The organism is Salinibacterium sp. SWN1162 (assembly GCF_015864675.1).
In the GTDB taxonomy this organism is placed as follows: Bacteria; Actinomycetota; Actinomycetes; order Actinomycetales; family Microbacteriaceae; genus Rhodoglobus.
In genome coordinates this window covers 177,203-191,710 of sequence record NZ_JADYWT010000003.1, presented here as the reverse complement: position 1 = coordinate 191,710, position 14,508 = coordinate 177,203, and the positions used below count along the sequence as shown (strand labels likewise).

13 protein-coding genes and 1 riboswitch are annotated in these 14,508 nt (G+C 61.7%); of the genes, 5 read left to right on the top strand and 8 right to left on the bottom strand.

Translation table 11 applies throughout. The features are described 5' to 3' along the window. Positions 1-10 precede the first annotated feature (10 nt). Positions 11-1,003 (bottom strand): citrulline utilization hydrolase CtlX, encoded by a 993-nt coding sequence (gene ctlX, locus I6E58_RS12270; protein ID WP_197134100.1) that lies wholly within the window; start codon positions 1,001-1,003, stop codon positions 11-13. A gap of 6 nt (positions 1,004-1,009) precedes the next feature. After that, entirely contained in the window at positions 1,010-2,041 is a 1,032-nt protein-coding gene (locus I6E58_RS12265; protein WP_197134097.1) for an ornithine cyclodeaminase, read from the bottom strand. A 131-nt stretch (positions 2,042-2,172) separates the two neighbouring features. Here I6E58_RS12265 and I6E58_RS12260 point away from each other — a divergent pair, with 131 nt between their 5' ends. The 5 genes from I6E58_RS12260 to I6E58_RS12240 all read left to right on the top strand — a co-directional run bounded on the left by I6E58_RS12260 (position 2,173) and on the right by I6E58_RS12240 (position 9,460). Beyond that, the gene (locus I6E58_RS12260) at positions 2,173-2,604 is read left to right on the top strand and encodes an Lrp/AsnC family transcriptional regulator (RefSeq protein ID WP_197134094.1); all 432 of its coding nucleotides are present in this window, start codon (positions 2,173-2,175) and stop codon (positions 2,602-2,604) included. Between the two features lie 115 nt (positions 2,605-2,719). Further along, a riboswitch (glycine riboswitch) is annotated at positions 2,720-2,841 on the top strand. Between the two features lie 139 nt (positions 2,842-2,980). Then, positions 2,981-4,156: a glycine cleavage system aminomethyltransferase GcvT gene (gene gcvT, locus I6E58_RS12255; RefSeq protein WP_374189196.1), complete on the top strand. Its 1,176-nt coding sequence runs from the start codon at positions 2,981-2,983 to the stop codon at positions 4,154-4,156. 2 nt (positions 4,157-4,158) lie between these two features. Beyond that, on the top strand, positions 4,159-4,530 hold the full coding sequence (gcvH, locus tag I6E58_RS12250) for a glycine cleavage system protein GcvH (RefSeq protein WP_197134092.1): 372 nt from the start codon (positions 4,159-4,161) through the stop codon (positions 4,528-4,530). Continuing rightward, positions 4,530-7,454 carry an aminomethyl-transferring glycine dehydrogenase gene (gcvP, locus tag I6E58_RS12245; RefSeq protein WP_197134090.1) on the top strand — a complete coding sequence of 975 codons (2,925 nt, stop codon included), beginning with the start codon at positions 4,530-4,532 and terminating at the stop codon, positions 7,452-7,454. Before gcvH ends, gcvP begins: the two co-directional genes overlap by 1 nt. A 257-nt stretch (positions 7,455-7,711) precedes the next feature. Beyond that, positions 7,712-9,460, top strand: coding sequence for a VWA domain-containing protein (locus I6E58_RS12240; RefSeq protein WP_197134088.1), 1,749 nt, complete (start codon positions 7,712-7,714; stop codon positions 9,458-9,460). Between the two features lie 28 nt (positions 9,461-9,488). On the opposite strand, the gene I6E58_RS12235 is transcribed toward I6E58_RS12240, so the two are convergent. From I6E58_RS12235 to I6E58_RS12210, 6 genes are all read right to left on the bottom strand, one after another. Further along, positions 9,489-9,911: a VOC family protein gene (locus tag I6E58_RS12235; protein ID WP_129073299.1), complete on the bottom strand. Its 423-nt coding sequence runs from the start codon at positions 9,909-9,911 to the stop codon at positions 9,489-9,491. Between the two features lie 44 nt (positions 9,912-9,955). After that, positions 9,956-10,432: a GyrI-like domain-containing protein gene (locus I6E58_RS12230; protein WP_197134086.1), complete on the bottom strand. Its 477-nt coding sequence runs from the start codon at positions 10,430-10,432 to the stop codon at positions 9,956-9,958. A gap of 136 nt (positions 10,433-10,568) precedes the next feature. After that, a complete protein-coding gene (locus I6E58_RS12225) occupies positions 10,569-12,131 on the bottom strand; it encodes an APC family permease (protein WP_197134084.1) in 1,563 nt (520 codons plus the stop codon). Further along, positions 12,131-13,015 (bottom strand): universal stress protein, encoded by an 885-nt coding sequence (locus tag I6E58_RS12220; RefSeq protein WP_197134081.1) that lies wholly within the window; start codon positions 13,013-13,015, stop codon positions 12,131-12,133. Before I6E58_RS12220 ends, I6E58_RS12225 begins: the two co-directional genes overlap by 1 nt. 219 nt (positions 13,016-13,234) lie before the next feature. Next, positions 13,235-14,023, bottom strand: coding sequence for a CPBP family intramembrane glutamic endopeptidase (locus I6E58_RS12215; protein ID WP_197134432.1), 789 nt, complete (start codon positions 14,021-14,023; stop codon positions 13,235-13,237). Beyond that, a complete protein-coding gene (locus tag I6E58_RS12210) occupies positions 14,020-14,421 on the bottom strand; it encodes a thiol-disulfide oxidoreductase DCC family protein (protein ID WP_129073304.1) in 402 nt (133 codons plus the stop codon). The genes I6E58_RS12215 and I6E58_RS12210 overlap by 4 nt, the downstream gene beginning before the upstream one ends. Between the last annotated feature and the right edge of the window lie 87 nt (positions 14,422-14,508).

Below are 14,508 nucleotides of genomic sequence, written 5' to 3'. Positions count from 1 at the left end.
CGAGACGCTGTTAGGCGCCTGCTGTCGGGGCTGTTTCGGCAGAACCGGCGGCGGGCACGCCTGCCGCAACATCCGCGGCCATGCGTGAGCGGCGATCCAAGTGGATGCCCGCCACCATGCAACGCACCGAGCCGCCAGCCAGCTCGATAGTCGGAATATCGAGAGGCACAATCTCGCAGCTCGCTTCGATCACCGATCGCTGAGCGGGCGTCAGGCTCTTCAGTGCCCGGCTCGAAAGTGCCAAGATGCGACCGTTGCTGCCCTTGAGTTCGAGCGCATTGCCCGCGAAGTTCGCAATCTGATCGGCCGTGAGGTCGATCAGGGTGCGGCCGGGGGCTGTCAGGCGCTCCGCCATCTCCATTCGGCGGTCGCCAGAAGCGATCAGGTCGAGCCCGATCATGGCGAAATCCGTGGCGATGCACATCATGACGTTGGTGTGATAAATCGGCACCCCGTGGCTATCGCGTGCTTCGAACATCATCGGCTCGTAGCCAAACGACGCACAGAAACGCTCCAGCGCGAGCGGGTTTGCGCGGTGCGATTCCGCCGCGTACGCCACCCGATTGGTGTGGTCAATGACCATCGCGCCGGTGCCCTCGAGGTAGATGCCGTCGTGCTCCAGGCCGGAGTAGTCGACGACATCCTGCACTCGAAAGTCGTGCTTCAGCATCTCAATCACGTCGGGGCGACGTTCCGTGCGGCGATTCGGCGCGTACATCGGGTACACCGCAACACGGCCGCCACTGTGCGTGGAGAACCAGTTATTGGGGAACACGCTGTCGGGGCGCGAGCTCTCCGTGTCTTCGAATACATGGATGCTCACGCCAGCGTCACGAAGAGTCTCGGCCACCTGGGTGGACTCGTCGTACGCGGCGCGAGCAATCTCATCCGGTGTTCGCGTGGGGTCAGTTGACTGGAAGGCGTTGTCACCCGCGGTCTGGCTGTTCGGCGTGAACCGGTGCGGGCGGATCAGTACTGCGGCGGAAGGCGCCTGAACGCTCATTGACGGTTACGCGGTGAGCGCGGGAGCGCGGGAGACGAGAGAGAACAGGTCTTTCGGGTCAGCCGGGTCAGCGATCAGATCGAGATCAGTTGCATACTCGGTGCCGCGAACCGCGTCGAAAACGTAGCGCAAGGCAGAGAAGTCTTCGATCGCGAAGCCGACCGAGTCGAAGAGTGTGACTTCGTCGGCGGAGCTGCGGCCAGTTGCGCTGCCCGCGAGAACTTCCCACAGCTCGGTGATGGGGGAGTCCGCGTCGAGCTGCTGAATTTCACCCTCGATGCGGGTCTGTTCGGGGAACTCCACGAAGACGGTCGCGTTCTGAACGATTGCCGCTTCGAGTTCGGTCTTGCCGGGGCAGTCGCCGCCGATGGCGTTGAGGTGCATGCCGGGTTCGATCATGTCGGCGGTGAGGATCGTCGCGTTCTTCTTGTCCGCAGTGCACGTGGTGACGATGTCGGCACCGGCCGCAGCATCCGCAGCGGAGGTGGCGCGCACGATGTCGAAGCCGAGCGGCTCAACGTTGCGAATGAACTTGTCGAGGGCGGCGGGGTCGGTGTCCCACACTCGCAGGCTTGTGATGCGGAGCCCAGCGCGGAAGCCGAGAGCCTGGAATTCGGATTGCGTACCCGTGCCGATGAGGGCCAGCACGCTGGAGTCGGGGCGGGCGAGTGCGCGGGCGGCCAAGACCGAGGTGGCCGAGGTGCGCAGTGCCGTGAGCAGGGTCATCTCAGAGAGGAAGGTGGGGTAGCCGTTATCGACGCGGGCGAGCATGCCGAGCGCGGTGACGGTCTGGAAGCCAAGGGCGGGGTTAGAAGGATGCCCGTTAACGTACTTGAAGGCGTACGTTTCGCCGTCACTCGTGGGCATGAGCTCGATGACACCCTCACTGGAGTGGGCGGCCACGCGCGGGCTCTTGTCGAACTGCGGCCACTTGGCGTAATCCTGCTCGAGATAGCTGACGATGCCCATGATGATCGGTTCGATGCCGGTGTCGGCGATCCAGCGGCGCATGTTCGGGACGTCTACGTAGTGAACCATGTTCACTCCTTTCGTTGCAGTATTGCTAGTCCCCACGTTACGAATGTGCACTATGTATTCACAACTCTCAGTCAACGCGATTTTCGGCTTATAAGTGCGCATAATGCGGAGCAAAAATGTACACTTTGTACATGCCAGATCTCGACGACCTCGATCGCCGCCTCCTCGCGGCCCTTCGCGCCGATGCACGCGAGTCCGTAGCAAGCCTGTCGCGTCGGCTCAACGTCACTCGAGCCACCGTCACGAGCCGCATCGACCGTCTCGTGAGTAACGGCACGGTGCTCGGTTTCTCCATTCGCATTCGGGAAGATCGCGACCCGTCATTCATTCGTGCGATCGCCTTCGTCGAGGTAGAAGGGCGATCGACGGATGCTGTCATCAGCCAATTGCGAGGCCTGCCCGAGATCCACGAACTCCACACCACCAATGGTGCGTGGGACCTCGTCGCCGACATCCGTACTGACAGCCTCAGCAACTTCGACCGCGTGCTCGCCCGCATGCGCAACGTCGAGGGCGTCGTGAACAGCGAGACGAGCCTGCTGCTCAGCTCCGCGCTGCTGTAGACCACCCGAGCACCACTCGGCGGAAAGGCAGCGAATTGCCTGTTCGCAGCGTGCTCATCGGCGCGCGCATCCGCCCCGCATTGCTATGCTGAACTCACAACTGAACATCGGGCCGCAACACAATGCGGGAGAGCCGGGAACCCAGCGTGAGTCAACAGAAGTTGGCAGGCGCTAGGCCGGCACCGAAGGAGCAAGCCTCCCCGCCAATCTCTCAGGTTCATGTACCGCATCGCACTGGCCACTCTGGAAAGAGAACCTCGCATCACCCTGAGGTTCCGCCGACGGTGAAAGCTCACTAGATTCTTGGTGTGTGAAGCTCTCAGGCTCATCACAGAGGGGGAGTTCTATTCACTAGCCCCTGCGCCAGGAGAACTCCGTGTCCGATGAATCACCCTCGTCAACGTCAACCGCTGGCTCAACGCCAACCGCTGGCTCTTCGCCCGCCGCGGTGAAGTACTCGCCGCTGCACAGCATCCACGAACAGTTGGGTGCCACCTTCACCGACTTCGCCGGGTGGATGATGCCGGTGCGCTACAGCTCCGACCTCGCCGAGCACCATGCTGTGCGCACCGCCGCCGGCATCTTCGACATTTCGCACATGGCCGAGATTCACGTACGTGGCGTCGACGCGGGGGCGTACCTTGATTTCGCGCTCGCCGGAAAGCTTTCGGGCATCGCCCTCGCGCAGGCTAAGTACAGCCTGCTGTTGAACGAGGCCGGGGGCATCATCGATGACCTCGTCACGTACCGCCTTGCCGACGACCACTTCTTGGTCGTGGCTAATGCTGGTAACCGTTTCGCGGCAGCGACGGCACTCGCCGAGCGCGCCGTCGGCTTCGACGTCGTAGTCACCGACGAGAGCGACGACTACGCCCTCATCGCCGTGCAAGGCCCGGTCTCCCGCGCCATTCTTGAGGCGACTGCCGGTCTCACCGCCTTCGCAACGCCCCTCGACGAACTCAAGTACTACCGCGAAACCGCGGCAACGTTTGACGGAACCGACCTCATCATCGCTCGCACCGGTTACACGGGTGAAGACGGTTTCGAGCTCTACATTCACGTGGATGCCGCAGCCGCCCTCTGGGCAGCGCTCACGGCTGCAGGCTCCCCGCTCGGTCTCGTTCCCGCCGGTCTCGCCTGCCGCGACACTCTTCGCCTCGAAGCGGGCATGCCGCTGTATGGACACGAGCTGAACCTCACCACTTTCCCCGTGCAAGCCGGGCTTGGCCGGGTCGTAGCGCTCAGTAAAGAAGGCGACTTCGTTGGCCGCAGCGCCATCGAAGAGGGCCCGGATGCCGGTGCCCGTGTGCTTGTCGGCCTCGCCGCCGAAGGCCGTCGCGCCGGCCGCGCTGACTACCCGCTCTTTCACGGTGACAAAGAAGTCGGCGTCATCACCTCGGGCGCGCTTTCGCCGACCCTGGGCCACCCGATCGCTATGGCTTACGTCGATCCTGACGTGAGTGAGGTCGGCACCGAGCTTCACATTGATGTGCGGGGCAGTCGCATCGCTGCATCCGTTGTTTCCCTACCCTTTTACAAAAGAGAGGCCTGATCATGGCTGAGAAGAGCGAACTGCAGTACACCGCCGAGCACGAGTGGGTTCTCGTTGACGGCAACGTCGCGACCGTCGGAATCACCGATTTTGCTGCAGGCAAGCTCGGTGACATCGTCTTCGTCGACCTCCCTAAGGTCGGCGACACGGTTGCCGAGGGCAAGATCGTCGGCGAGATTGAGTCGACCAAGTCCGTCGGCGAGCTCTTCGCTCCCGTTGCCGGAACCGTCGTCGAGTCCAACGACGCGGTGGCTGACAGCCCCGAACTCGTCAACAGCGACCCCTTCGGTGAAGGCTGGCTCGTGAAGATCGAATTCTCCGAACTCCCGTCGATGCTCAGCCTCGACGAATACACCGCACTGACAGGCGAATAATGCCCAACCCTTACCTCAGCGGTACCTTCGCTGACCGCCACATCGGCACGGATGCTGCAGCCCAGGCCAGCATGCTGGCGGCTGTCGGCTACGACAGCCTCGAAGCGCTTGTGGAGGCCGCGGTTCCGCCGGCCATTCACCAGACTCCGGTCGAGAACTCGTCCATTCCTGCTCCTGCTTCGGAGCGTGAAGCGCTCGCCGAACTGCGCGCGCTCGCTGGCGCGAACAAGGTTCGCCGCAGCATGATCGGTCTCGGCTACTACGACACCATCACGCCCGCCGTCATCAAGCGCAACGTGCTCGAGAACCCGAGCTGGTACACGGCGTACACGCCGTACCAGCCCGAGATCTCGCAGGGTCGCCTTGAGGCGCTCATCAACTTCCAGACGATGGTGGCTGACCTCGCGGGCATGACCACGACGAACGCATCGATGCTCGATGAGGGCACCGCGGCCGTTGAGGGCATGCTCCTCGCTCGCCGCGCCGCTCGCGTCGAGTCGCCCGTTTTCATCGTGGATGCCGACACGCTTCCGCAGACCAAGGCTCTGCTGGCGAACCGGGCAGAGGCTCTCGACATTGAGCTTGTCGAACTCGACCTCGCCACACTGGGCGCGAACCCCGAGCTGCCGGAGTGCTTCGGCGCGCTCATCCAGTACCCGGGTGCCACCGGTCGCGTCTGGGATTCCAGCGAGGTTATCGCTGCGGTCAAGGCTCACGGTGGACTCGCTGTCGTCGCCGCTGACCTGCTCGCTCTGACCATTCTCAAGTCTCCCGGCGAGCTCGGCGCCGACGTTGCCGTGGGAACCACGCAACGCTTTGGCGTTCCGATGGGATTCGGTGGACCGCACGCCGGCTACATGTCGGTGCGCAAGGGCCTCGAGCGCCAGCTGCCTGGCCGTCTCGTCGGTGTCTCGCAGGATGCCGCGGGCAACCCCGCCTACCGTCTGTCGTTGCAGGCTCGTGAGCAGCACATCCGCCGCGAAAAGGCGACCTCTAACATCTGTACCGCTCAGGTCTTGCTGGCTGTCATGGCATCGATGTATGCCGTGTATCACGGACCGCAGGGGCTCAAGCGGATCGCCCAGCGCATCCACCACGACACAGCGAAGTTCGCCGCGCGTTTGACCGCTGCCGGCTTCACGGTCGAGAACGAGACCTTCTTCGACACCCTGACGGTCACGAAAAAGGGCCAGGCTCAGGCAATTGCCGCTAAGGCACTCGAGAGCGACATCCTGCTCTATGTAGTGGATGCTGACACCGTGCGTTTGAGCTTCGACGAAGTATCGACGCAGCCCTATTCGGGCATGCTCGCGGCGCAGGAGAATGACCTCGCCGACGCCTTCGGTCTTGAGGGCGGTTACACGACGCCGCTCGACGACGCCAGCATCCCCGAGGCCCTCAACCGCACGAGCGAGTACCTCACGCACCCGGTGTTCAACACGCACCGCTCGGAGACGAGCATGATGCGCTACCTCAAGTACCTGGCTGACAAGGACTACGCGCTCGATCGCGGCATGATCCCGCTCGGCTCGTGCACGATGAAGTTGAACGCAGCGACCGAGATGGAAGCGGTGAGCTGGCCGGAATTCGCGGGCATCCACCCGTTCGCTCCTGCCGAAGATGTCTCGGGCTACCTCGTCATGATTTCGCACCTCGAATCATGGCTTACCGAGGTCACCGGATACGACACCGCGTCGCTGCAGCCGAACGCCGGTAGCCAGGGCGAACTCGCGGGTCTGCTCGCGATTCGCGGCTACCACCGCGCGAACGGCAACCCGGAACGTACGATCTGCCTCATTCCGTCGAGCGCGCATGGCACGAACGCCGCCAGCGCCATGCTCGCTGGAATGCGCGTCGTTGTCGTCGCCTGCGATGATCTCGGCAACGTTGACCTCGCTGACTTGCGCGCCAAGATCGCCGAGCACGCGAGTGAAATCGCGGCTCTCATGATCACGTACCCCTCGACCCACGGTGTCTACGAGCACGAAGTGCGGGAAATCACGCAAGCAGTGCACGATGCTGGCGGCCAGGTCTACGTTGACGGTGCCAACCTCAACGCCCTGCTCGGTTACGCGCGGTTTGGTGACTTCGGCGGCGACGTCAGCCACCTCAACCTGCACAAGACCTTCTGTATCCCGCACGGTGGTGGCGGCCCCGGTGTTGGACCGGTCGTAGCGAAAGCGCACCTAGCCAAGTTCTTGCCGGGGCACCCCATGGCGCAGAGCCAGCATCATCCGGCTTTCGACATGCAGACCGGTGCTGCCGGCCCGTATGTTCACGCTGGGGGAGCGGTCAGCGCTGCACCCTACGGAAGCCCGAGCATCCTGCCCATCACGTGGGCGTACGTGCGCATGATGGGATCGGCGGGCCTCAAAGCCGCGACCGGTGCCGCTGTGCTTTCAGCCAACTACGTTGCGGTACGCCTGCGCGACCACTTCCCGGTGCTCTATGCCGGCGATAACGGCTTGGTTGCTCACGAGTGCATCCTGGATCTGCGTCCGCTTAAGGAGGCGACCGGCATCGACAACAACGATGTCGCTAAGCGCCTCATCGACTACGGTTTCCACGCGCCGACGATGTCGTTCCCGGTATCGGGCACGCTCATGGTCGAGCCCACGGAGAGCGAAGACTTGGCTGAGCTCGATCGCTTCATCGACGCAATGATTGCGATCAAGGACGAGGCGGATGCCGTAGCGGCCGGAAAGTGGCCAGCCGACGACAACCCCCTCATCAATGCCCCGCACACGGCGCATTCGGTGATCGCTGGTGACTGGGAGCACTCCTATTCGCGGGAGCAGGCGGTGTACCCGTTGAGCTCGCTCATTTCAGGCAAGTATTGGCCCCCGGTTCGCCGCGTTGACAACGCGTATGGTGACCGCAACTTGGTCTGCTCGTGCCCGCCTATTGAGGCTTTCGCCCAGTAGTTCACAGAGTGCGAGCCCGCTAGTTTTCTAGCGAAAAACGGCGCGTGCACAGTCGATCCAGTTCGACGGTGCACGCGCCGTTTGTGTGTCCCCATAAAGTGGGACACCAGTGTTCTATTGGGCGCGCTGTGAGAACGCTCAACTTTCCGTGGCCGCGGCTGGATATTGTCGTACCAGTTGTTGTAGTGTGCGTTTGGTGTATGGCGAGTGGTCGACCCGACGATCTCATATCGCTTTCTCACCGACTGGAGACCTCAGTGACGACACGACGGCACCGCCACCGTAAGACGTTTTGGCAACGCTGGAAGAAGCGTTGGTGGCTTGTACCCATCGCCCTGGTGTCTATTGCTTCTCTTGCTCTCGCCGGCATTCAGTTCGGTGCGATCGGGTGGATTACCAATGCTGTGACTCCGTTTGCGGGCGGCTGTAGCGACACCCGTCCCGTCGTCATCGCTGCTGATCCGTCGATAGCTCCCACGCTCACGGCGGTTGCCGCAGATTTCGACGCTGCGGAAGGTAACTGCACGTCCACCGAAGTGCGCTCCTTGCTGTCGGCCGACACTGCTGCGCTCTTCGCCTCGGGTGCTTCGGGCGATCTCGATGCGTGGGTTCCTGATTCGGCTGCGTGGCTTGACCGCGTCGAGTCGATGGCGTCGTCGTTGGGTCGCACCGCTCCCGAGCTCGAAATCACGGATTACGTAGCTAGCACGCCTGTCGTTCTTGCGACGTCAGCAGCTCAGGTTTCGACTCTGGGTGACGAACCACTGTCCTGGGGATCATTGCTGTCCGGCACAGTAGCAACGCTGCTGCCCGATCCCGAAGCTTCTACGGCCAGCCTCGCCGGTTTGGCGCAACTGAAGTCGGTGTCCTCTGCCGAGGATCCGCGCCAGTTCGCCGGCGCCATGCTCGCCATCGGAAAAACGATCCCGCAGTCGACTGAGGAAGCATTCGAGCTCGCCGCAGACGCCGCGGTACCGACCGTGGTCATCACGACCGAGCGCGAAGTGGCGGCGTACAACACGGCATCGCCGTCCTCGCCAGTCGTCGCTCTCTATCCCTCAGACGGCACCGTCGAGCTCACCTACCCCTTCGTCGAAATCGTGGGAGCGGGAAGTGACGCGGATGCTGCTGGGGCAGCGGGCACCGATGCATCCTCTGCCGTGGCCGCCGACTCGGCCGAGACGGATGACTCCAGCAAGCTCCTCACCGCTTTCGCCGCAGCGACGCGATCGTCAGTCGAGCTGCTGGCGGGTGAGGGTTTCCGTGATGCTGATGGCGGGGGAGCCCTGCGTGTAACGGGGGTGCCTGAGGTTGCCACTGAGGCCAAGCCGACAGCGGATGCTGCGGTGCAGATCGAGATTCTGCGTTCGTGGAGTGTTCTGACGCTCCGTTCGCGACTGCTCGTGGTGATCGACGTTTCCGGTTCTATGCTCGATCCAGCCAACAATGGGCTGCGTCGTATCGATGTCTTCCAACTGGCTGCGGGCGAAGCGCTCTCGAAATTCTCGGGAGAAGCCGAGCTCGGGGTATGGGCGTTCTCGCAGAACCGTATCGGAACCCAAGACTGGGAACCGCTTTCTCCGATCGAGCCTCTCTCTGACCCGGCTCACGTAGCGCAAATTAACGGTGTCGTCGCGTCGTTGCCTGATCAGATCTACGGCTACACCGGCTTGTACGACACGATCCTGGCGGCGGTAAAACACGTCAAGGAAGATTACGACCCGTCAAAGATCAACTCGGTGTTGCTCATCACTGATGGCTACAACGAGGACGATGACGGCATCAGCCTCGACGCTCTCTTGAAGAGCTTGAAGGAGCTCGAAGATCCCACGCAGCCGGTTCCGGTGATTCTGATCGGGTTCGGTCCTGACACTGACTTGGAGTCGATGACGGAGATTGCTCAGTCAACGGGCGGTGCCGCCTATTCGGCGACGGTTCCCGAAGACCTCGGCAAGGTGCTTGTGGATGCGCTGAGTCAGCGTTCGTGCCGGCCTAACTGCACCTAGCCGCTGGGGCGGCCCGATTCAGTCGACGTCAGCGGGTCTCGTTGTCGTCACTGATGCTGACGATCCAGTTAACGGCGTAGCGGTCCGTGACCATCCCGAAGATGCCGCCCCATACGGCCGGTTCCAATGGCATGTCGATAGTGCCGCCGTCGCAGAGTTTTTCCCAGTAGCTCTCAACCGCTGCTTTTTCGCTGAGGAAGCCCCCGATCGAGATCGAGATCGATCCGCCCGGGGTGTATTCCATGCTCTTGGGGGTGTCCGCCATCATGAGCGTGAGCCCTGCTGGTGACTCGAGTTGCCCATGCATAACCCACTCTTGTTCTTCCGGAGTTTCGTTGGCCTGAAAATCAGCGAACGTATGAATTTCCGTAGTTCCGCCGAACACGGATTGGTAGTAGGCAAGCGCTTCGCGGGCGTTATCGCGAAAACTGAGGTAGGGATTGGACTTCATGGTCGTTCCTTCCAGAGGGAGCGGTGCGTATGGAAAGTGTGCTGCTAAAAACTGGCGAGTACGACGGGAAACTCGATTCGCGTCAGTAGCTGATCCTCGGCGACATCTGCCGGGCTGTTGAGGTATATCTCACGGGGAGCTCCGGCATACGTATGGCCGTGCTCCGCAAACCAGTCGAAAATGGCGCTGTAGGTGGATTTGAGGTCGGTATAACTGCCGGCGTGAGTCGCAGTCGCGACAACACCACCCGGCAGTTCGTGCGAGCGGAGAGTCGGATGCTCGACGAATGCTTCAGCGACGGGAACACACACTTCGCACGTCCAAGGGAGGTTGGGTCTCATCTCCTCGGCGTACACGGCGATTATCGGCCCCGTGGTTGCGAGTTGAGCTTCAGCGGTGTGGGCTCTGAGATCATCGATCGCGGCAGCCATATCCGCAGGCAGCGTTGCTGTTGTGGTGGCAAAATCTAGTCCCGCCACCAGTTGCGTGGCCACGGTCTCAACAGTGATTTTCGGTGACATACGAGACACTTTACGATCTGCTCGCGCTCGGCGATACTCAAAGTTTCGCAATTGCGGATGCCGCCGCAGCCGCAATTGCCTTGCGGTCTACGTGTCGTCGCTCTGAGCTATCGCAGGGCTTGGGGGCTCAGAAAGGTCAGCGTTTGCGGCCCCGATGGCTGGGGGGAGCATCCATGGACAAAGTTTCTCCACGGAAGAACTGGGGACTCTTGACCGCCTGCCAGATCATCACGGCAATGCCAACAACGATAACCGTGAGACCGAGCAGGAAGACCAACCCGATCCCGCCGATGCTAGACCCACTGCCATAGTTCGGGTCCATGCTGTCGATCAGGGTGATGAAGAACAGGGCGGCCAGAATCATGCCACCCACCAGTGGGAAGAGCAGCGTGAAGAATACGTTGCGAATGGAATCGAACCACTGGTGCCGGAAGTACCAGACGCATGCAAAGGCGGTGATGCCGTAGTAGAACGAGATCATCATGCCCAGTGCAGTGATCGTGTCCCAAAGCACGTTTTCACTGATGAATCGCATGACAGCGTAGAACGTTGATGCGACCACTGACGAGACGATTACCGCGTAGCCCGGGGTAAGAAAACGTGGGCTGACGGCGGCAAACTTCTTGGGCAGGGCGCCGTAGTGTCCCATGGCCAGCAGGGTGCGCGCAGGCGACACGAAGGTCGACTGCAGCGACGAGGCTGAACTAGTGAGTACCGCCAACGACACCATAAAGGCGAGCGGCCCAAGAATGGGCGCAGCGAGGGCGAAGAACACGTTGTCTTGAATGTCCGGGTTGCCGAGGCCGAACTCGCCCGTGCCGGTTCCGGCAAACATCAGAAGAGAAATTGCCAGGAGCAGATAAAGGGTGACGATGAGCACGACGGTCAGCGTGGCAGCCCGGCCGGGCGTGCGGTCGGGGTCTTTCGTTTCCTCATTCATCGTGAGGGTGACATCCCATCCCCAGAAAATGAAGATCGACAGCGAGAGTCCCGCGGCGACGGCGCTGAACGATGTCACGGCGAAGGGATTGAACCATTCCCAACTCAGTGCCGAGGGATCAAAGCCGTTGCCATTTGCCACGGCAACGATGGCGGTGCCGGCGAAAAACAATAGAACCAGTAGTTGAAAGCTGACGAGAAAGTACTGCAGCCGCTGGGTGGTCTGCATATCGCGATAAGAAATGAGGGTCGCGCCCAGCATGAAAAGCAGGCAGACCAGGACATTGACGAATGGATTCGTTGCTAGGTCGGCGATTTCGGGCTTGCCGGCGAGCTGCGCGATGAGGAGGAAAAGAAAGTCGACGGCGATCCCGGCAAGATTCGACAAGACCAGGATGGTGGCAGCGATAAGCCCCCACCCCGCCATCCATCCCACCCAGGGGCCGAACGCGCGGGTGGCCCAGGTGAAGGAGGTTCCCGAGTCCGGCATGCGATTGTTGAGCTCGCGATACCCGAAGGCCACCAAGAGCATCGGAATGAAGCCGATCAGGATGATCGCGGGTACTTGAAACCCGACCGCCGAAACAGTCGGGCCGAGTGCTGCCGTCAAGGTGTAGGCGGGCGCGATGCACGAGATGCCAATGACAACGGCGCCGATTAACCCCACCGTTCCTTGCGATAGTCCCTTGGAGCTAATGCCGCGGTTGTTCTCCGAGCCATCGGAGGTAACCGGTGCGGCGCTATTGTCTGCTGCACTCATCACTGAGATTCTTTCGCTAGGGAGTTTCGGGGAACGACAATCATGGGAACGGTTAGTTCGTGGAGCATCTTGGCCGCGGTGGAACCGAGAAAGAGGCGTCGCCGACGGGCGAGGCGGCTAGAGCCGACCATCGCGATTTCGCCGGGCTCCCATTCCAGATGCTGCACCGCATCCTCGATGCTGGTGCCGCGCGCGACAACTGCCTCGGCTGCGATAGCGGAGGGTAGTGCTGCTCGTGCACTGGCTAACACATCGTCGGCGTGCGCAGCCCCGGTGATGCGGATAACTCCGGTGTCGACCGAGGGAGGTAGATCGACAGTGATGAGCGACAGCAACCGCAGGCGTGCCCCGGTTGCCGAAACCAGCGCGAGTGCTTCGTTCATCAGCGCTCCGGCGCCGGGTCGCGTGCCGACCGCTGCCGTGATCCGCGTGATGCCGACGGAATCATCAGTGTTGCGCGATCCCTCCGGTGCAAGCACGACCGGGATCTCGGCAGAGTGGAGCAGCGTCGTCGCTACCGTTCCCAAGCGGTGACGGCCGAGCCTGCCACCGCCCGCCGTGCCGATCACGATGTGGGTCGCCTTCAGATCTTTCGCTGCCGCCATGAGCCCTTCGGCAAAAGACTCACCGAATCGGATGTGGGTGTTGCTAGTGATAGCCGGACTGATTGTTGCGGCGGCATCGCTAAGCCACTTCTCGGCAGTGTCGAGAAGGTAGCGGTCATAGCCGGCATCAGACGGATCGATCACATTCCTGCCGCTGCCGGGCAGAATCAGCACGATATCTAATTGCGCCCCGGATGCGACAGCGAGTCGTGCTCCGAGAGCGACGGCATCTAGGCCGGCGTTCGTTGCGGTGTAGCCGACGACAACGCGGCCGCTCATGAGGCGGCCAGCACGTCGTTTATTCCGGAAGGTTCCGCGCGCATTGTTGCGGGACTATGCCTGATCTCCAGCATCTCGACTCCTCTGTCTACCCCGACAGTACAGCCAGTTCTTGCTCTCCATTGTCAACGACGGCAACAAAGTTCCGGTCGAAGAGAGATTGCTTCCCGCGGGCTGCTCAACGATGCTCATTCGCGCACAATCTGCGCGTTGATTTCGTTACTTGCTGGGGGTGGACCCGAGGAGTTCAGGGAAGGTAGCTGCCGCCCAGCCGTAGCCCACGAAGATGGCGGCGTCGATGAGGGTGTGAGCAATGACGAGGGGGAGTACGCGACGATAACGGGTGTAGAGCCAGCCGAAGAGTAGCCCCATGGCTATGTTGCCGATGAAGGCTCCAATGCCCTGATACAGGTGATAAGTGCCGCGGAGCACGGCGGTCGACAGAATGATTCGCCAACGGCCCCAGCCAAGGTCGCCCAGCCGGGCGTACAAGTACCCGATCACGATTACCTCTTCGGTGATCCCGGCTCGGAGCGCAGAAAGAAGCAGCACGGGCACCGTCCACCAGTACTGGTCGAGCGCTGCAGGAACAACGTTGACCGTCACGCCGAGCGCGCGCCCTCCGAGGTAGACGGCGATGCCGGGGATTCCGATCACGATGGCGAGTGCTAAGCCGCTCATTCCGTCGCGAAGTGGGCGAGTGAAGTCGATTCCCAAGCGAGAAAGCCGTGGTTTCTGAGCATTCCAGAGGAGAAAAGCAACGAGCGCTACCGGCGCTAGGTCGAACGTGATGCCGAGCACTTGATAGATCAGATCGAACGTCGGGCGAGCGCTAAGCGAGGAGTTGAGAGTCGCAGTCTGTTGTGAAAGCGCCTCAGTGCGGGTGAGCCGATTGGTGATCGAGACGATCGAGTACACCGCGGATGCTCCGAGCGAGAGCGCAAGAACGAGCGAGATCTCGCTCCAGATTCTGCCTCGCGAGGCGAGAACGGGCGGTGCTGAGCTCACGCGGCGGGGCGCGTTGCGCAGGCCGGTGTTCCGCCGGGCAGGCGGTGGCGAAAGCGCGCGACGAAGCGGTAGCCGAGCGCAGCGATAGTGCTGAACGGCTCGGTTGCGATGAGGTGCCCGAGGAAGCGCCATCCGAATGTCGGTTGGCTCCGCAGAAGCAGGGAAAATGCGAGGTGGCCGGCGAACTGTCGAGTAGGAGTCACGAACCACGCTGCTGTATCGACATCATCTTGGCTGAGTGCGTAGTCGTCGAGATCGATCCATTGCCAGGGTGTTGTGGCGGGAAAAGTGGGGAGAAGAGCCTCAAGGCGATTCACCCAGAGCGTGCAAAAAGCACAATCTCCGTCGAAGATCAGAACGGGTTCTGCGGGGCTCAAAGTCGGGCTCGAATGCGACATGCAACGATGTTAACTCACGATGCTGAGCGCGAGTCCCGCGGTGTTTGCGCACCATTTCTGTGAATTACATTCTTTGTGCGCGAAATA